The 18584-nt window shown below is 72.2% G+C and carries 14 protein-coding genes; 4 read left to right on the forward strand and 10 right to left on the reverse strand.

Features of this window, described 5'->3' with window-relative positions:
• Positions 1-15: 15 nt before the first annotated feature.
• The gene (locus OG462_RS25500; RefSeq protein WP_406061044.1) at positions 16-1362 is read left to right on the forward strand and encodes an MFS transporter; all 1347 of its coding nucleotides are present in this window, start codon (positions 16-18) and stop codon (positions 1360-1362) included.
• A 23-nt stretch (positions 1363-1385) separates the two neighbouring features.
• A complete protein-coding gene (locus OG462_RS25505; RefSeq protein WP_406061045.1) occupies positions 1386-1952 on the forward strand; it encodes a hypothetical protein in 567 nt (188 codons plus the stop codon).
• Positions 1953-1960: 8 nt separating this feature from the next.
• Here OG462_RS25505 and OG462_RS25510 read toward each other — a convergent pair whose 3' ends face one another.
• From OG462_RS25510 to OG462_RS25530, 5 genes are all read right to left on the reverse strand, one after another.
• On the reverse strand, positions 1961-2569 hold the full coding sequence (locus tag OG462_RS25510) for a flavin reductase family protein (RefSeq protein ID WP_406061047.1): 609 nt from the start codon (positions 2567-2569) through the stop codon (positions 1961-1963).
• Between the two features lie 100 nt (positions 2570-2669).
• Positions 2670-6290 (reverse strand): hypothetical protein, encoded by a 3621-nt coding sequence (locus tag OG462_RS25515; RefSeq protein ID WP_406061049.1) that lies wholly within the window; start codon positions 6288-6290, stop codon positions 2670-2672.
• Between the two features lie 72 nt (positions 6291-6362).
• The gene (locus tag OG462_RS25520) at positions 6363-7148 is read right to left on the reverse strand and encodes an enoyl-CoA hydratase/isomerase family protein (RefSeq protein WP_406061051.1); all 786 of its coding nucleotides are present in this window, start codon (positions 7146-7148) and stop codon (positions 6363-6365) included.
• Positions 7149-7159: 11 nt separating this feature from the next.
• Entirely contained in the window at positions 7160-9382 is a 2223-nt protein-coding gene (locus OG462_RS25525; RefSeq protein WP_406061052.1) for an acetate--CoA ligase family protein, read from the reverse strand.
• Between the two features lie 229 nt (positions 9383-9611).
• Entirely contained in the window at positions 9612-10781 is a 1170-nt protein-coding gene (locus OG462_RS25530; RefSeq protein ID WP_406061054.1) for a flavin-containing monooxygenase, read from the reverse strand.
• A 180-nt stretch (positions 10782-10961) separates the two neighbouring features.
• On the opposite strand from OG462_RS25530, the gene OG462_RS25535 reads away from it, so the two are divergent.
• Positions 10962-11411 carry a DoxX family membrane protein gene (locus tag OG462_RS25535; RefSeq protein ID WP_406061055.1) on the forward strand — a complete coding sequence of 150 codons (450 nt, stop codon included), beginning with the start codon at positions 10962-10964 and terminating at the stop codon, positions 11409-11411.
• Positions 11411-11824 (forward strand): Zn-ribbon domain-containing OB-fold protein, encoded by a 414-nt coding sequence (locus tag OG462_RS25540; RefSeq protein WP_406061057.1) that lies wholly within the window; start codon positions 11411-11413, stop codon positions 11822-11824. The genes OG462_RS25535 and OG462_RS25540 overlap by 1 nt, the downstream gene beginning before the upstream one ends.
• Before the next feature lie 26 nt (positions 11825-11850).
• Here the strand turns inward: OG462_RS25540 and OG462_RS25545 are convergent, their stop codons facing one another.
• From OG462_RS25545 to OG462_RS25565, 5 genes are all read right to left on the reverse strand, one after another.
• Positions 11851-13827 (reverse strand): protein kinase domain-containing protein, encoded by a 1977-nt coding sequence (locus tag OG462_RS25545; RefSeq protein ID WP_406061059.1) that lies wholly within the window; start codon positions 13825-13827, stop codon positions 11851-11853.
• Positions 13828-14255: 428 nt separating this feature from the next.
• Entirely contained in the window at positions 14256-14807 is a 552-nt protein-coding gene (locus tag OG462_RS25550) for a DinB family protein (RefSeq protein WP_406061060.1), read from the reverse strand.
• A gap of 77 nt (positions 14808-14884) precedes the next feature.
• Positions 14885-15508, reverse strand: coding sequence for an HAD family hydrolase (locus OG462_RS25555; protein ID WP_406061061.1), 624 nt, complete (start codon positions 15506-15508; stop codon positions 14885-14887).
• A gap of 44 nt (positions 15509-15552) precedes the next feature.
• The gene (locus OG462_RS25560; protein ID WP_406061063.1) at positions 15553-15981 is read right to left on the reverse strand and encodes a hydrolase; all 429 of its coding nucleotides are present in this window, start codon (positions 15979-15981) and stop codon (positions 15553-15555) included.
• 210 nt (positions 15982-16191) lie between these two features.
• Positions 16192-18411: an FG-GAP repeat domain-containing protein gene (locus tag OG462_RS25565; protein WP_406061064.1), complete on the reverse strand. Its 2220-nt coding sequence runs from the start codon at positions 18409-18411 to the stop codon at positions 16192-16194.
• Between the last annotated feature and the right edge of the window lie 173 nt (positions 18412-18584).

Here is an 18584-nt window from a genome sequence, read left to right on the forward strand (position 1 = left end):
GCGATGCTCAATGGCATGGCCCAGACAACCGACAGCCCCGCCGCCCGCACCCCTGACGGTCCCCCCGCCGGCACCCCTGACGGTGCGCCCGCCGGTGCACCCGTCCGCCCGCCCCGCGTCCACCGCGCGTGGTTCGTCGCCGCGGTCACCTTCGTCACGATCATCGGGGCCGCGGCCTTCGCCTCCCTGCCGGGCCTGCTGATCGAGCCGCTGCACGAGGAGTTCGACTGGTCACGGGGCACGATCGGCTTCGCCGTCTCGGTGAACCTCGCCCTCTACGGCCTCACGGCCCCCTTCGCCGCCGCCCTCATGGACCGCTTCGGCATCCGCCGGATCGTGGCGGTCGCCCTGTCGGTCATCGCGCTCGGCTCACTGCTCACGGTGTGGATGTCGGCCGCCTGGCAGCTCGTCCTCTTCTGGGGCGTGCTCGTCGGCCTCGGCAGCGGCTCGATGGCCCTCGCGTTCGCGGCCACCGTCACCAACCGCTGGTTCGTGGCCCGCCGCGGCCTGGTGACGGGCATCCTCACCGCCGCCGGCGCGTCCGGGCAGCTCGTCTTCCTGCCCCTCCTCTCCTGGCTGGTCGAGCACCACGGCTGGCGCCCGGCCGCGGTGACGGTGGCGCTCGCCGCGCTCGCGGTCGTGCCGTTCGTGTGGCTGCTGCTCCGGGACCACCCGGCGGACGTCGGCCTCGCCCCGTACGGCGGGGAGTACGTGGCGAAGCCCGCACCCGTCACGGGCGCCGCCCGCCGGGCGGTCACGGTCCTCTTCAAGGCGGCGCGCACCGGCCCGTTCTGGCTCCTCGCGGGCACGTTCGCGATCTGCGGCGCGTCCACGAACGGCCTCGTCAAGACACACTTCGTGCCCGCCGCACACGACCACGGGATGCCCGTCACCGCGGCGGCCGGACTGCTCGCCGTGATCGGCGTCTTCGACGTCGTCGGCACGATCGCCTCGGGCTGGTTCACCGACCGCTTCGAGGCCCGCCGGCTGCTCGCGGTCTACTACGCGCTCCGCGGCATCTCCCTCCTCTTCCTGCCGATGCTGCTCGCGCCGTCCGTGCACCCGCCGATGCTGTTCTTCATCGTCTTCTACGGCCTGGACTGGGTGGCCACGGTGCCGCCGACGATCGCCCTGTGCCGCGAGCACTACGGCGAGGACTCGGCGATCGTCTTCGGCTGGGTCCTCGCCTCCCACCAGGTCGGCGCGGCGGTCGTGGCCTTCGCGGGCGGTCTGGCCCGCGACGTCTTCGGCTCGTACGACGTGGTCTGGTACGCCTCGGGCGCGCTGTGCGCGGCGGCGGCGCTGATGGCACTGGTGATCCGGCGGCCCCGGAAGGAGACGTTGTCCCTGGCAGGAGCATGATGACCGCCAGGGGGTGATCGCGCATGAGCGAGCGTGAGCTGCGCGAGCGTGTCGTGAACGAGCGTGACGTGAACGGGCGTGGCATGAGCAAGCGTGACGAGGGGCGTACGTACAGCCGGATGCTGTGGGCCTCGGTGCTCGCACTGGTCCTGGAGGGGGCGCTCGCCCTGATCCTGCTCGTGGTGTTCGGGGACGCCGGGCAGCCGGAGCCGGGCGAGGAGCGCCTCAGCGCGCTGACCCTCCTCGCGCTCCCGCTCCTGGCCGTGGTCGGGCTGGTTCCGGCGTTCGCCGTCTCCGCCGCGCTCGTACTGCCGATCGTGCTCCTGGGCGAGGCCCTGACGCGCCGGGTGGGCGGGCGTCCGACCGGCTGGCAGCTGCTCCTGTCGACCGCCGCCGGGGCCCTGCTGTGGCCGCTCGCCGGCGGGCCGGGCTGGCTGGTGGCCACGGTGTGCCTGGCCGTGGCGGTGCTCGTCACGCGCCATGCGCGGCGGGGCTACTTCGTGGACCTGCTGGTGTGGGGGACGGTCGCGGTGCTGACCGTGTTCCTGCTGGGCGGCGTCGGCCTGCACGCGGGCGTGATCGACGCCTGACGGCGGGGCTACGAGCCCAGCCGCCCGAACCTCCCCCGGTGGAACAGCAGCGGATCCCCGTCCTCCTCCGCACCCAGCGACTCCACCCTCCCCACCACGATCAGGTGGTCGCCCCCGGTGTGCACGGCCGTGATCGTGCAGTCGATCCAGGCGGGCGAGCCGGCGAGGCGCGGCGAGCCGGTCGCCGGCGCCGGGCCCCAGTCGACCCCCGCGAACTTGTCGGCCCCGCTCACTGCGAACGACCGGCACAGGTCGCCCTGTTCGGTGCCGAGGATGTTGACGCAGAAGGTGCCCGAGCCAGCGATCCTGGGCCAGGTCGTCGATGTACGGGCGACCATGAAGGCGACCAGGGGCGGGTCGAGGGAGAGGGAGGCGAAGGACTGGCAGGCGAATCCGGCCGGTCCTTCCGCGTCGAGGGCGGTCACGATCGTGACCCCGCTCGCGAAGTGACCGAGGACGCGGCGGAATTCGGCCGGGTCGACGGGCGGTCGCTCGTCCTCCCGTACCGCGCGCAGTACCGGCCGGGGCAGTGGTTCCACGGCCGTCGGCGAACCGGCCGCTCTCAGGTGTCGGACGACGGTGGCCGCCATCCCCGCGTGTCCCATCACACCACCCATTGAAGCTGACGGTTCGTCAGATAGGAAGCCCCCGCACGCAGGAGCCCCCGGGGCGACGGTCGTCCGCCGCCCCGGGGGCTCCCTTCGTGCCGCGCGAGGATCAGCCGGCGACCGCCCCCGTCGAACGGGTCCACGCGACACCGGCGTAGTGACCGGTCCGGTAGGCCGTCACCTTGACGGTGATCCGGGTACCGCGCTGGGCCTTGGTGGGCGTGAACCAGGTCTTCGTCGCCCCGCTGATCGCCCGCCCGTTCGCGTACCACTGGTACGCGTACGAGGTCGGCGCCGGCGTCCACGTACCCCGGTTCAGGCTGAGCGTCCGCCCGACCTTGACCGTCCCCGTGACGTACGGCGCCCGGGTCGCCTTCGGTGCCGAGCCGTACGCGACGGTGTACCCGACGGTCGTGTGGGACCCGCTGAGGTGCCCGGTGCGGTGGGCCGTCACGGTCACCGTGAGCTTCTTGCCGAGGACGGACGCGGGCAGGGTGTACGAGGACCCCGTCGCGCCTGCGATGGCGACACCGTTCGCCCGCCACTGGTAGGCGTACGAGGCCGGCGCGGGCGACCAGGTCCCGACGACGGCCGACACCTTGGACCCGACGCGGGTGGTGCCGGAGATGTACGGGACCTTGGTGGGCTTGGGGGCGAGGCCCTTGACGACGAGATACCCACTGACCGCCGTGACGACCGGATGCCCGGCCTTGCGCGCGGTCACGGCCACGGAGAGCTGCTTGCCGAAGAGCGTCGACGGCAGGGTGTACGTGGACGCGGTGGCGCCGGCGATGGCGACGCCGTCGGCCCGCCACTGGTAGGCGTACGAGTCGGCCGCCGGCGTCCAGGTCCCGGCCTTCGCCGTGACCTTGCCGCCGATGACGGCGGTGCCGGTGATGCCGGGGGCGGCGGTGGCGCGGAGCGGGGCGACGACGGTGACGCGACCGCGGTCGTACGTGCTGCCGTCGTGCGTCACCACTTTCAGGCCGAGCGCGGTGCGCGGGGCGTTCGTCAGGTCCAGGGCGACGTCCATGCTCCGCCGGTCGGGAGCGACCGAGACGGTCGTCGACCGGGCGCGGTAGGTGCCGCCGGAGACCTCGACGACGTCCTTCTCGTGCAGCGCGGCACCGGTGACCCGCAGGGTGATCTTCCCCGCGCCGACGGTGCCGGGGGTGACGGTGCCGACGGTCCGTTCCTCCGGACCGCACATCCACGTCGAGTTGCAGGTGAACGTCGCCCGCACCGCCACGGAGGACTGCGTGGGCGCCGACGGCATCCCGATCACGAGGACAGACGGCAGGGACACCCGGTACCACTCGTCCTCGGGCTGCGGCACGGTGCACTCGTAGTACTCGGAGTACTGACGGTCGCAGCCGTTCCGGCGGTCCGACAGGGTGTACAGCCTGGGGGTCGGCGTCTGGGCAAGGCTTGTGGCCGGAGTCTGCGTCATGGCGAAGCGGTCGCTCGACATGGTCGGGAGCGTGACGCAGAGCGCGGTCTTCTGCTCTGACAGGGTGGCGACGAGAGGCCCGAAGCCATAGCTGACGTTCGGGACCTTGACGCACTCGGGCGCGGGCCCGGCGGCCGTGGCGATACGCAGGGCGTCGACGCGATAGGCGGGCGCGCCGGCTGTGCCCTCCCTGACCTCGACGACAGCCTGGTAGCGGATGGATCCCGTGACGGCGCAGCCGGAGGGCAGGTCGGCGCAGGCCTCCGCGCCGTTCGCCTGGTACACGCCGACCGGCCAGGCCGAGAGGTACGAGGTGTCGCGGACGTTCAGGTGCAGGGTGTCCCGGGAGTCGGTGGTGGTCACCAGGTGGCACACGAAGGTGCCGGGTGCGGTGAGCACACCGGCGACGGACGGGCCGCCGACCGCCGTGGCGGGGGTGTCGACGCAGCCGCGCGCGGTGGCGGTGACGTCCCGGCGGGTGAGAGCGAACTCGGCGGTCGTGTCGGTGCCGTGGACGAGGGCCGTGTACGCGCGCCCGGGAGTCAGCGGACAGGCTTCCAGAGGAACGGATTCGTAAGAGTCCGGGTCGAGGCAGGCCCGCCCGCCGTTCTGGTCGAAGACGGCGAGCTCGCCGTCCGAGTCGCCCGCGACCTTCCGCAGGGTGATCAGCTCGCGCGCGGAGTGCGCGTCCGCCGGGATGGTCAGGCAGTCCGAGAAGGCGTCCCCACCGGTCGACACGGTCATCGGGGCCGAGGCCGCGGTGAAGTCACCGGCCAGGAAGGTCCGGCAGCCGCTCGCCGCGTCCGTGCGGTGGAAGGCGAGGGCATAGGCGCCCGTTGACGGATCGGTGGTGCCGTTCCTGACGATCGCGCGGTACGGGGCGGTTCCGCCGAGGACGCAGGTGCTCAGGACGTACTCCGACGCGCCGGCGCACGGGGTGGCGCCGGTCGCGTCGACGAGGGTGACCTCCGGGTCCGTGCCCCGCTTGCCCGGCGCGTATCCGGTCAGGGTGACCACGTGAGCGCCCTGCGGCACCGGCAGGTTCAGGCAGTCGACCTCGCCGGGGACGGAGAAGGAGCTCCGGAGGGTACGTCCGAGCTGCGCATCGTTCGTGCAGCCCTCCGTCGAGCGCGGGTCGAGGATCCGTACGGTGCCGTCGGTGATCAGGGTGTATGTGACGCCTGCGGTGAGCAGGCAGGAGGCCTGGTCCTCGCAGATCCTTCCGGTCGGTGCGTAGATCTTGATCGTGCTCAGAGCGCCGGATGCCTCGACGGCCTCCACCTGGTACGCGCCGCTCGTGGCCGGCGTGAACGTCTTGCACTCGGCCGGGGGCGAGATTTCCGTCGGCGCCGAGCCGTACGCGCTCACGCCCACGACCGAGCACCCCACCGGGTGGGACACCTGTCGGACCCTCAGGGTGTACGGGACGGGGTACGTGCCGCCCGAGGGGCTGAGGTGCGCGAGGACGCGATAGCCGCCGACCCCGACGGGCAGCACGCAGTCGTAGCCGACGCTGCAGAGCCACTTGCCCGTGTCGTCGGTGATCCACGCGTTGATGTTGGCGGACTCGGCAGGCCGGAGGGACGTGTTGATCAGCTCCCCCGCCTGGGCGGCGAAGGGGTGGCAGACGATGCCGAGCTCGCCGGACGAGGTGCCGGTCGTCGGGTCCGTGCCGAAGGCGGTGCCGGCGGGATCCGTGCAGCCGGGGCCCGCGACCAGCGGGACGACGGCGACCCGCACCTCACCGCCGATCAGGCCGGCGCGGGCGAGGTCGAGCGTGTACGTGCCGACGGCCAGCTGGCAGGGGCTGCCCTGCAGCTCGGGACACGCGACCCGTGTCCCGCCGGAGGAGAACGTGAGGGACGAGGCCCCGCCTTCCACCAGCACCCGGTGCGGGCCCGGCTTCTCCACGGTGACGGTGAAGCAGGCGGACTCGCCCGGCGCCAAGGCCGCGTGGCCGACCGCGTCGCCGGGGTCGCCGAACGGGGCGAGGGGCAGGGCGGGGCAGGGGTCGACGGTGGGTTCCGTCGGGTTCGGCGACGGATCGACCGTCGGGTCCGTCGTGGGACTCGGGTCCGTCGTGGGGTCCGGGCCCGGGGCCGTCGTCGCCGGAGGCTCGGGTGTCGGATCGGCCTGGGCGGTGGCCGGCGGCGGCGTGGCCGCCAGGGCCGTGTCCGTCGGGAGCAGCGGGCTCAGGAGGGCCGTCAGCAGGGCAGGGACCAGAATGAGTGATCTTCTGGATCTTCGGGACTTTTCGCGCGAGCGCGCGGAGTTGGGCATTCCGTTCCCCCCGGAGCGGCAGTGTCAGGCATATGCGCTGCACACCATAAGGCTCCGGTACGACAGCTTCCGCTACCGCCCCTCGTACCGCGCCTCCCTCCGCTCCACGAAGCTCGCCACGCCCTCCCGCGCGTCCTTCGTCGTCATGTTGATCTCCTGCGCCGCCGCCTCCGCCGCGAACGCCGTCGCGCGGTCCACGTCCAGCGACGCGTTCACCAGCTGCTTCGTCAGGGCGAGGGCCCGTGTCGGGCCCTGGGCCAGGCGTTCCGCCCACTCCCGGGCCGTTTTCGAGAGCTCCTCCGCCGGGACGACCCGGTTCACCAGGCCCATGCCGTACGCCTCCGTCGCCGGCACCGCGTCCCCGAAGAACATCAGCTCCTTCGCCCGCTGCGGCCCGATCAGCCGGGGGAGGAGGTACGCGCCGCCCCCGTCCGGGACGAGTCCACGCCGTACGAACACCTCGATGAAGCGGGCCGATTCCGACGCCAGGACCAGGTCGCACGCGAAGGCGAGGTGCGCGCCGATGCCCGCCGCCGTCCCGTTCACCGCCGCGATCACCGGCTTCTCGCAGTCCAGTACGGCTCCGATGAACCGCTGCGCCCCGAGGCGGATCATCCGGGCCACGTCCCCCGCCACCCGTTCCCCGGCGGACGGTGCACCCCGCAGATCCGCGCCCGCGCAGAAGCCCCGCCCCGTCGCCGTCACCACCACCGCCCGGACGTCCGGGTCCGAGGAGGCCTCGGTGAGCAGGGCGATGATCCGTTCCCGCTGGTCCCAGGTGACCGCGTTCATCGCCTCGGGGCGGTTGAGCGTGATCCACGAGACGCCGTTCTCGACGGCGTGCAGTACATCGGCCATGACCGGTCTCCTCAGCGGCAGACCGCCAGCGCGTCCAGGGCCACCGCGCCCTGGCCCCGCGGCAGCACCATCAGCGGGTTGATGTCGAGTTCGGCGAGGTCGCCGTCGAGTTCGAGGGCCATCCGCTGCACCCGCAGCACCACCTCGACGAGCGCGTCCACGTCGGCCGGCGGCGCACCCCGTACCCCGTCGAGGAGGGCGCGGCCGCGCAGTTCGGCGAGCATCGAGCGCGCCTCGTACTCCCCGAACGGCGGGACCCGTACGGCCGTGTCGTTGAGGACCTCCACCAGGACCCCGCCGAGCCCGACCGTCACGGTCGGGCCGAACAGGTCGTCGCGGGTCACGCCCACCACCATCTCGACCCCGCGCCCGACCATCTGGCAGACGAGGATCCCGTCGAGGTCGATCGACTCGAAGTGGGCGATGTCGGTGAGTTCGCGGTACGCGTCCCGGACCTGGCTCGCCGACGTCAGCCCGACTTTCACCAGGCCCAGTTCGGTCTTGTGGGCGAGCTGGGCGCCGGAGGCCTTCATCACCACCGGGTAGCCGACGAGTCCGGCGGCCCGGACGGCCGCTGCCGCGCTGGTGACGAGCTGCTCGCGCGGCACCCGTATCCCGTACGCCCGCAGGAGTTGCTTCGCCGCGTGCTCGCTGAGCCGCCGGCCGGGCCGCATGAGGGCCTGGGCCTTGCGGAAGGAGGGGGAGGGGGTGCGGGGGGCCTCGTCGAAGGGGGAGCGGTAGGCGGTGGTGAAGCGGTGGTGGTCGAGGTAGGCCTTCACGGCCCCGATGCAGTTGGCGAAGGTGCGGAAGGTGGCGACGCGCGAGGAGCCGAGCAGGGTCGTGCGGTACGCGTCCTCCGTTCCCACCGGTGAGCCCCAGACCACGCACACCAGCTTGTCCGTCGCCTCGGCGGCGTCGACCAGATCCTGGGCGAGCTTGTCGCTCATGGGAGGGAAGGGGCCCGTGATGGGACAGATGAGGACGCCGACGGAGGGGTCGGCGAGGATCGCGTCGATGATCTTCCGGCCGCGCCAGTCGCCGACCGGGTGACCGCCGTTGTCGACGGGGTTGGCGACGCTCAGGTACTCCGGGATCCACTGGTGGAGTTCGTCCTGCTTGGCCCCCGGGAGGGTGGGCAGCTGGAGACCCGCCTCCGTGGCCAGGTCGGCGAAGTGGGCGCCCGTACCGCCGGAGATCGAGTAGACGACGACGCCGTCGGCGTGCGGCCGGCGGGCGCGGGCGAGCAGGGTCGCGGTGTCCTGGAGCTGGTCGAGCCCGTCGACCCGGATGACTCCGTACTGGCGCATGGCCGCGTCGACGACCTGGTCGGCGCCGGTGAGCTTGCCGGTGTGGGAGGCGGCGGTACGGGCCCCGGTCTCGGTGCGGCCGACCTTCACGGCGACGACGGGGACGCCGTGGCGGGCGGCCCGGTCGGCGGCGAGGAGGAAGGAGCGGCCGTCCTTGAGGCCTTCGACGTAGCAGGCGATGGCGCCGACCTCGGGCCGTCCGGCGAAGTACGAGATGAAGTCGGAGGTCTCCAGGTCGGCCTCGTTGCCGGTGGGTGCCCAGTGGGAGAGGCGGACGCCGAGCTCCTGGAGGGTGAAGACGGGCCGGCCCTGGTGGCCGGACTGGGTGATGAGCGCGACGGCGGGCCCGTCGAGGTCCTCGCGGAAGCGCTCGAAGGCGTTGAGGTTGGTGTTGGGGCCGAGGAGGCGGAGTCCGGAGCGGCGTACGGCGGCGGCGAGACGTTCCTGCGCGGCGGCTCCGGCCTCGCCGGTCTCGGCGAAGCCGGAGGCGAAGGCGACCGCGAACTTGACCTTGGTCTCGGCGAGTTCCTCGATGACGGGGAGCGGGTCGGCGACGAGGAGGACGGCGAGGTCGACGGGTTCGGTGAGCGCGCCGACGGAGGGCACGCAGTCGATCCCGAACACGCTGGTACGGGTGGGGTGGACGGGCACGAGCCGGGCGCCGACCCGTTCGGCCCAGGCGAGCAGCTGCCGGGTGATCCCGGTGTTGGGCCGGCCCTCGGTGTCGGAAGCGCCGATGACGGCGACGGACTCGGGCCGGAAGAACCGGTCGAGGTCGGGTACGGCGGCGTGCAGCGGGCGCCCGCTGACGTCCTGGTCGCCGGGGGCGGCGGCGACGCCGTGCACGGCGGTGCGGGGCGACTCCCCGCAGGCGACCACGCGGGCGCGGAGATCGGTGGTGAAGGTGCCGTGAGTCGATCCAAGCATGGTTGAGCCCGCCCTTCACCCATCCGTATACACCTGACGCTCAGTCAGATTACAGAACTGACGGCCAGTCAGGAATAGGTGTGAGGTGGCGGTTGTGTGGGTGCGGGTGCGGGTGCGGGTGCGGGTGCGGGTGCGGGTGCGGGTGCGGGCGTGGGCGTGGGTCTGGGGTGGGTGGACCCCCGATCCCCCCATGGGCCCTGATGCCCGGTGGCCCCCGGGCCCCGCCGGGTCACCTCGCGATGCGCCGCGCGATCTTCTCCGCGTCGATCGCCAGCTCGCGGAACATCCCGCTGATCGGGTTCGTGAACCCCGTGAAGTACAGACCGGGCGCCTCGCGCGGGCAGCGGGCCCCGTGCACCACCGGATGCCCGCGCTCGTCGAGCACGTCCAGGTGCCCGACGAGCGGCTCCAGGGCGCGCCGGTAGCCGGTCGCCGCGATCACCGCGTCCGGGGCGATGCGCGTGCCGTCCGCGAGGACCACCTCGCCGCCCTCGAAGGCCTCGACGGCCGCGACGATCTCGACCTTCCCCGCCCGTACCGCGTCGACCAGGCCCACGTCCTGCACCGGGACCGCGCCCTCCCGCAGGCGCGTCGCGAGGCCCGTGTCCGGCCGCGGCAGCCCGTACGCCGAGAGGTCGGGCGTGCCGACCCGGGCCGTCAGGGTGCCCAGCCGGTCGACGAGACCCGTCGGCAGGCGGCGTACGAGGATGCCGGAGCGTTGCGCGGGCCAGCCGGCCGTGGTGCGCTTCACGATGTGCGGGACCGTCCGCACCGCGAGCCGCACCCGCCCGGCGCCGCCGTCGGCGAGGTCGGCGGCGATCTCGGCGCCGGTGTTGCCGATGCCGACGACGAGGACGTCCTTCCCGGCGTACGGCTCCGGGTTGCGGTAGTCCCGGGCGTGGCTCAGCTCGCGGGCACCCGTGCCACCGCTCGCGTACGCGTCGAGGCCGGGCCAGTCGGGCAGGCGCGGGGTGTGGTTGTACCCGGTGGCCACGACGACCGCCCGCCCGGTGAGCCGGCGCCCGCCGGTCGCGTGCAGGACCCAGTCGGAGCCGGACCGCTCGATACGGGAGACCTCGACGCCCGTCACGATCTCCAGCTCGTGCTTCTCGGCGTACTTCTCCAGGTAGCGCACCACGTCCGCGCGGGCCACCCAGCGCCCGAAGGAACGGGGCATCTTCAGCCCGGGGAGGGCGGAGAGCCGCCGGGTGGTATGCAGTCGCAGCCGGTCGTAGTGGGCGCGCCAGGAGGCGCCGACGGCGTCGGACTTCTCCAGGACGACGGCCCGGACGCCCCGGCCGCGCAGGGCGGCGGCGACCGCGAGTCCGCCGGGGCCCGCGCCGATGACGTACACGGGGTGGTCAGCCTGTGGAGAGAGTGCAAGGGGGGTGGTGGCCATGAATGCTGAGCGTAATGACGTGTACACGTTGTGGGTCTCGGTCAAGAGGGATTTCGGTTGCGAATCGGTCACGCGGACCGGCGCCTCGGGCCGCGAGGGCCCACCTCTTGCGCGGGGCCGGGTGCTGCGCTGAACTGACGTACCGTCAGATCAAGTGGTGTCCCACGAAGGGGAGCGCGCATGCAGACCGTCTGGCTCACCGGCGCCGAATGGCTCGCCGTCCTCCGCATCGGCCTCGGCCTGTGGTGGCTGGAGAGCTGGCGCCACAAGGACAGGAAGGGCTGGTTCGAGCGCGGCACCGGCATGGCCTGGGCCGCCGACGTGGCGGGCAAGCACAAGTGGCCGCCGGTCAAGAAGGGCTTCGACGCGGTCGTCGCACCGCGCCCCAAGCTCATGGCGTACGTCGTCGTCTACGCCGAACTGGCCCTGGGACTCGGCCTGGTGGTCGGCTTCCTGACCCCCGTCGCCCTGATCGGCGGCCTTCTCCTGAACCTTCTCTATCTCGTCCTCATGATCCACGACTGGGCCGAGCAGGGGCAGAACGCGATGATGGCGCTCATCTCCCTCGTCGCGCTCTTCGCCATGTCCTGGCAGACCTGGTCCCTCGACCACGCGATCGGACTCTTCTGATGACGGCAGCCGACCCCGACATCGACGCCTTCACCCGCCCGTACTGGGACGCCGCCGCCGAGGGGCGGCTCCTCCTGCGCCGGTGCACGGCCTGCGACCGCCCGCACCACTACCCGCGGGAGTTCTGCCCGCACTGCTGGAGCGAGGACGTGACCTGGGAGCGGGCGAGCGGCCGCGCCACCCTCTACACCTGGTCGGTCGTCCACCGGAACGACCTCCCGCCCTTCGGCGAGCGCGTCCCGTACGTCGCGGCCGTCGTCGACCTCGCCGAGGGGCCGCGCATGATGACGGAGGTCGTGGACGTCCCGGAGGCGGAGCTCCGGATCGGAATGGAGCTACGGGTCGCCTTCCGGGCGGAGGGGGAGGCGACGGTCCCCGTCTTCACGGGAGCCGCCGCCGGTGGCTTGACGTAGGCACGCTTGGCGTAGGCCGTGGCCGGTCAGACGGGGGAGACGTTCCTCCAGAGCTGGGTCGCGCTGCTCGGGTCGCAGGTGTACGACATCATGAACGGCGGCCCGGCGACCATGCACTGGCCGCTGTTCATGTTCTTGATGGTCATGCCGGCGGACGTCTTGGTGTTGATCTTCCACGACTGGGTGCTGGAGCCGTTGCACGTCTTGGCGGTGAAGCCGGGTGTCCCGCCCGGCTGGAGGCAGTGGTTGGTCGCCTTGTTGATCAGCCGGAACGTGCCGTTCGCGCCGGGCGAGTAGATCCAGGCGTAGGAGATCGTGCCGCTGTTGGGCGGGGTGCCGCACGGCGCGGTGTTGGCCATGACGGCGTAGCCGGGGTTGGACTCGGCGAGACACTCCCCGTTGGAGACGCTCTCGATGGAGTACGTCCCCGAGGGCGCCGAGCCGCCGGTGGACGGCGGGGGCGCGGGCTTCGTGGTGGTCTGCGTCGGCCGCGGGGCGGGGGGACGGGTCGTGGTGCCACCGCCCGAAGGGGTGGTGGGGTTGGAGCCGCCGCCGGACGGGTCGGAGGGATCGGACCCGCCACCGGAGCCGGAACCGCTGCCGGACCCGTTCCCGCCGCTCCCGGGCTGGGTGCCGGTGCCGCCCACGTCGCCACCACCACCGCCGTTGGCGGGCGGGGGCGGTGCGCCGGGGGAGGAGCCCGGCGGCTTGGACGCGGGGGGCTTGGAACCGGGCGGGGTCTTGGCGGACGGCGACCCGGGCGTGGACGAAGACGGCTGTACGTTCGCCGGCTGCGAGGCCCCGGTGGACGGCGACGAGGCCGAGGGGTTCGGGGAGGCGCCGAGACGGCCGATCTCGTACGGGCCGAGGGCGACGGTCAGCGTGGTGCCGGTGGCCACGACGATCGGCACGGCGAGCATGACGAACCGGTTGCGCCGCCTCTCGCGCGGGCCCCGGGTGCCGGAGCCGGTGACGGAGAGCGGATCGGGCGAGGCGGTCGCGGGCTCCTTCGAGCCCGCCTGCGGAGTGAGAGAGGCCGTGGCGACGTCCTCGGCGGGCTCGGCCTTCGCGAGATCCGCCAGATGCTCGGCGGTGGGCGGCTCGGCGGCGAAGGCGGCCCGCTCGGCAATGCGTTCGCCTACGGCGGCGGGCCAGAGGGCGCCCAAGGCGTTCTCGGTGGTGCGCTCGACGAGCTCGGCGGCCGTCGGCCGGTCGGCCGGGTCCTTGGCGAGGCAGGTCCGGATGAGGGCGGCGAGCTCGGGGTCGGTCTCGGTGAGCTGCCCGAACTCGGGCTCGGCGTGGACGACGCGGTAGAGCAGGTCGGGGCCGGAGCCGTCGCCGAAGGGAGGCCGGCCGTTCGCCGCGTAGAGGAGAAGGCTGCCGAGGGCGAAGACGTCGGCGGCGCCGGTGAGTCGGCGGTCGGCGACGGCCTGCTCGGGGGCCATGTAGGCGGGGGTGCCGATGACCATGCCGGTCTTGGTGAGACGGCTCTGGTCGGCGGCGCGGGCCACGCCGAAGTCGATGAGCGAGAGGCCGGAGGAGGTGAGCATGACGTTGGACGGCTTGAGGTCGCGATGCACCATGTCGGCGCCGTGGACGACACCGAGCCCGGCGGCGGCTTCGCGAAGAAGCCGCCAGAGGGCGGCGCCGGGAAGCGGGCCGCCGTTCAGCCGGATGGCCTCGTTGAGGGTGATGCCCGGGATGTACTCGGTCGCGAACCACGGCGGCTTGGCCGTACGGTCGCTGGCGAGCAGCTTGGTGTTGGCGCCGGCGGGAAGCCGGGCGAGGTTGTCGAGCTCGTGGCCGAAGTGGCTGAGGAAGTCGGCGTCTTCGGCGAGGACGGGAAGGACCCGCTTCACCGCGGCGAACTTCCCTGGAACGGCGCCGAGATAGACCCGCCCCATGCCGCCGGACCCGAGGACACCGAGCAGCCGGAAGGCGCCGATCTGCCGGGGATCGCCCGGTTCCAGCGGCATGGCCCCACTGCCGTCCAGACTGCTCAAATTAGAGTTGTTTTCCAATTCCCCCTGCATGGGCCTCAGAGTAGCGGAGGGGGTTTGCGATCTGAATCTAAGTCAAGTTGTTGTTTCCGTACTGTGGTTGAAGGGTGCTGGTGGAGGCGGAGGTGCCGGTGGAGGCGCCCTCCCGCCCCGGATACTGCCCGGGCCCCGGCGTGGACTCCGCCCCCCGGACCGCCCTCCGAGAGTGTTCTCGCTCCTGGAGGTGGTGGGTCAAGGGTGGAGCGCAGCGGAATCGGCGAAGCCGACGCGACGAAGGAGCGCCCTTGACGCACCGCCGGAAGGAGCGACTCTCGGAGAGAGGGCGGTCCCACCAGAAGCCCGCGCACCCGGCCCACCCCCCGAGCCTCAGAGACCCGCACGCCTAGCAGCCCCCCACCCTCCGCACCTCCTTCCTCCCGCCCGCCCTTCCCTCACACCCCGACCGCTCCGTCGATCCGTTCGCGAATCAGGTCGGCGTGTCCGTTGTGGCGGGCGTACTCCTCGATCATGTGAATGAGCACCCAGCGCAGGGAGACCGCGCCCCGCCACGCGTCATGGCCCTCGACACCGAGGTGCGGAGCCTCCGCCACGAGGGCCTCCGCGAAGGCGACTTCGGCGTGCCAGGCCGCCCAGGACTCCGCGACGATCTCGGGGTCGGAACCAGTGCCGTCGAAGTCGCCCTCGGGGGCTTCCGGCGTCGAGAAGCGCAGCTCGACGTCGTGTCCGGCGAGCACTGCCCGGAACCAGCGACGTTCCACATCGGCGAGGTGCCGGACGAGGCCGAGCAAAGAGAGCGAGGACGGGGGCACGGACCGTACGGCCAGCTCCGCTTCCAGTCCCGAGCACTTCAGCTTCAAGGTGGCCCGCTGGGCGGCCAGCATGGCCACGAGCATGCTCCGCTCGTCACCGGTCGCGGGGCCGCTGAACCGGCGCTCGCTGTCGGCGCCGCTGAACAGTTCGATCCGTCGGTCGGGAATCTTCATGCCTGCATCATCGGCTTCGGGCGGCCGCCCCGGAACCCTGACCAAGCGCGAACTGCCCGATCAGGCAAGCCGGTTCCTCAGGTCAGCGCACTCACGATGTGGGGTGCCGCGTCCGCGAGAGTTCGGAAGTGTCGGTGTGCCTCGGGGTGCGGGGCCTCGGTGTTGACCGTCCAGACCGTCATCCCGGCAGCCACGCCGGAGCGGATGCCGGACGGTGCGTCCTCGATCACCAGGCAGTCCGCCGGGTCCGCGCCCAGCTTCTCGGCTGCGAGCAGGTACGGGACGGGGGACGGCTTCCCCTCGGCCACCGAGGCCGCGTCCACGACCAGCCCCGGCATCGGGAGCCCCGTCCGCTCGAAGCGTCCGCGTACCCGGTGCTCGTAGTTCGACGTCACCAGCGCCCACCGGCCCGCCGGCAGCGCGTTGAGCAGCTCGGCGGCCCCGTCGAAAGCCGCGTACGAGCCCGTACGGACGTCCTCGTCCTCCAGCGCGTGGAGGAGGGCGAGGCACTCGCCCGGGTCCTGCCCGGGGGTCACGGCCGCGAACGTCTCGACCGGACGGGTCCGGAGCGCGACGGCGTACACCTCGTCCCCGTCGAGCCCGTACCGCGCGGCCCACTCGTGCCAGACGCGGCGCTGGTTGGCCACGGCGTCCATGAGCGTGCCGTCGACGTCGAAGAGAATGTACTTTCCGCTGGTCACGGGGCCGATGGTACGGGGGCACCGCCTTGCGTGCCCGGGGGGTCTCAGGAGGGCCGGGGGAGGACCCTCTTGGCGCCGAGCCGGACGGCGTAGCGCTCTCGTGCCGCGAAGTCCGCCCCTGCCCACACCGTCGGGTGCCCGACCTCCGCGCACAGGTGGAGGATCGCGTCGTCCCCGACGTGGACGCCGACATGAGCCCCGTAGGCGCGGGCGGTGGAGTTGAACAGGACCAGGTCGAGGGGCTGCGGGACCGGCACGTGGACCGTGGCCTCGGTGTCGCTCCAGAGCTCGGAGGAGCGGAGCTCGGGAGGCGTCAGGCCGAAGTGTCTGAGCACCTCGTACGCGAACAACTGGCAGTTGGCGCCGGCCGCGAGGCCCGACTGGGCGGTCACGGCAGCGGCGCCCGGGAAACGTGAACCGTCGTACGGGACGGTCCAGAACTCTGCCGGGAGGCTGGTGATCAACGGCTCCATCCCCTCATCCTTCTTCCTGCGGGCGCGGGCTCGCCAGTACATCGGCTCCACCCACCAGGTCGGGGATGCCGTCGCGGTCGTTTCAAGGCGTGGTCCTTCCGGGGGTACGTGCGTGGCGCATGCTCGACCACGCACGTACCTGACCTGCGGAATCACCGAAAGAGTTGTACGACCGATCGGTTGGACGTGTCGGACGACCGGCCGGACGTGTCAGACGATCGGGTGGCGCGGGGTCGGCGTCGCCGGGTAGACGGAGCTGGACTCGCCCGGTGCGAACGGGGCGGTGGAGCTGCCCGTACCCCGGTACACGACCGAGCCGCCCTTGCCGTATGCGAACAGGTCGTTGCGCCCGTCGCGGTCCACGTCGCCCATGCCGACCAGGTGGGTGAACGCGCCCCAGCCCGCACCGACCCTGACCCGGGTGGAGAACGAGGTGCTGGTGGCGCCCTGGTGGAGCCAGAGGACACCGGCGGTGTCGCGGGCGAGGAGGTCGCCCTGCGGCGTACCGGCGACGTTGCCGACGGCGGTGATCTGGTTGTAGCCGCCCCAGCCCGCGCCGACCTTGATACGGCCGCGGAAGGGTGCCGACCAGCTGCCCGTGCCCTGGTACAGCCACAGGACACCGGCGGTGTCGGTGGCGAGCACGTCGGACCAGCCGTCGTTGTTGAGGTCGCTGCCGCCGGTGATCTGGTTGTACGTGTTCCAGCCGGGACCGATCCTGCTCCGGGTGGCGAAGGTGCCGTCGCCCTTGCCGAGGTACAGCCAGAGGACGCCGGAGGCGTCACGTGCGACCAGGTCGGGGGTGGCGGCGCCGGCGACGTTGCCGACGGCCTCGACCTGGTTGTACGTGTTCCATCCGGCGCCGATGAGCTTGCTCTCCAGCGACCAGTAGTCGGTGGAGGACGTGGTCTTCCTGACCTCGTCGCGCCAGAGACGGCCGGAGGCGTCGCGGGACAGCAGGTCCGGGGCGCCGTTGTCGTCGTAGTCGTGCAGGCCGGCCTTACGGGTCACCTTGAAGGTGCCCGTCTCCTTCAGGTCCGGGCCGATGCCGTTGAGCGGCTTGGCGTTCAGCTCCCAGACGTAGTCGCCGTTGGGGGCGAGGCCGTCGGCGAGGGTGCCCTGCCAGTTGAGGCCGATGGTGCCGTTGCCGTGGAACGGGATGTCCAGGGTCTTGCCGGTGCGGACGTGGCGCAGGGTGACCTTGCCGCTCGCGTTGGCGCGGGACAGCTGCCACACGAGCTGCGCCTTGCCGCCGTTCTGGTCCAGGTCGACCGTGGACGGGACGGTGGCGGAGGTGAGGGCCAGCGCCGTCGGGGCGTCGGTGCTGGCCACCATGGTGGCGACCGGCTTGCCGTCGGCGCCGGGGGCGATCCGGTAGATGCCCTCGCCGTGGGCGACCGTGCCACCGCGCGCGTAGAGGTCGCCGTTGGGGGCGGTGGCGGAGGAGGAGACGTGGTCGAGGAGCTTGACCGTGGTCCCGGGGGAGCTCAGGGAGCGGGCCGTCAGCGGGAAGAAGGACGAAGGGGTAAGGGCGGTACCGCCGTTGAGCGCGGCGGTGGTCACCCAGTTCCCCACCAGGCTGACGTCCACGTCGTGGTTCGGCGCCGTGCCGAGCTCCGTGGCGGTCGGCTCGCCGTCGCCGTTGCGGGCGGCCGTCATCAGCCGGACGCTGTTGGTCGCGGTGCGCTCGATCCAGGCCCAGTGGGTGGGGGACAGGAAGGCGTCGGAGCCGGTCCGCTCGGAGTGCGTCTCGCGCGGCCCTTCCACCGCCTGCCCGGTGGTGGTGTCCACGGCGACGATGAAGGTGCGCAGGTCCGCACCGGTGCCGGTGGAGTACTGGAGGAGCGCGATGCCGGGGGTGGTGGCCCAGACGCGGCCCAGGCGGGCGTTGCCGGGGACTGCGGTGACGTCGGTGATGGTGCTGGTGCCCGTGGCGCGGCTCAGCAGGTCCACGTCGAGCACGCCGGTGTCCTCGTCGGTGTGTGACATGACCAGCGTCTCGCCGGCGATCCCGCGCAGCACATAGCGCTGGTCGTTGTGGGACAGGCCGTACTGGAAGGACGCCGAGCCGGTCATGTCGTTCAGCCAGTAGGTGACCTTGGTGTCCTCTTTGGAGAAGACGATGTCGGACTGGGCGCCCATGAAAGTGGTGCGGGGTTTGGTCAGGTACTTGGTGGCGCCGTCGGAGTAGTTCGTCCAGCGGTACTCGGTGCCGGACGGGTACGCGACGCGGGTGAGGTAGCCGGTCGTGCCGGCGCTGACGATCTCCGTGGGGTGGGGCAGCGTGACCACGTCGGCCGCCTGGGCGGGCGCCTGCACGGCGGTCACCGGGGCGGCGGTCGCGGGGGTGGCCGTCAGGGCGGCACCGGCGGTGACGGCCAGGACGGCGGTGACGGCGGCGACGAGCTGCCGTCGGGACGCACGGGGCACACGGGATGCGCGAGACACACGAGGGTGAGTCAAGAAACGTTCCTTTTTAGGTGTGGAAGTGCATAGGTGCGAAAGTGTGTAGGTGTGGATGTGCATGGGTGTGCGTGTGCACGGGTGGAGATGTGCGGAACACGCGAGAGAGCCCGTGCGCGGGGTGCGCACGGGCCCTCTCG

It is taken from the genome of Streptomyces sp. NBC_01077 (assembly GCF_045162855.1).
Taxonomy (GTDB): domain Bacteria; phylum Actinomycetota; class Actinomycetes; order Streptomycetales; family Streptomycetaceae; genus Streptomyces.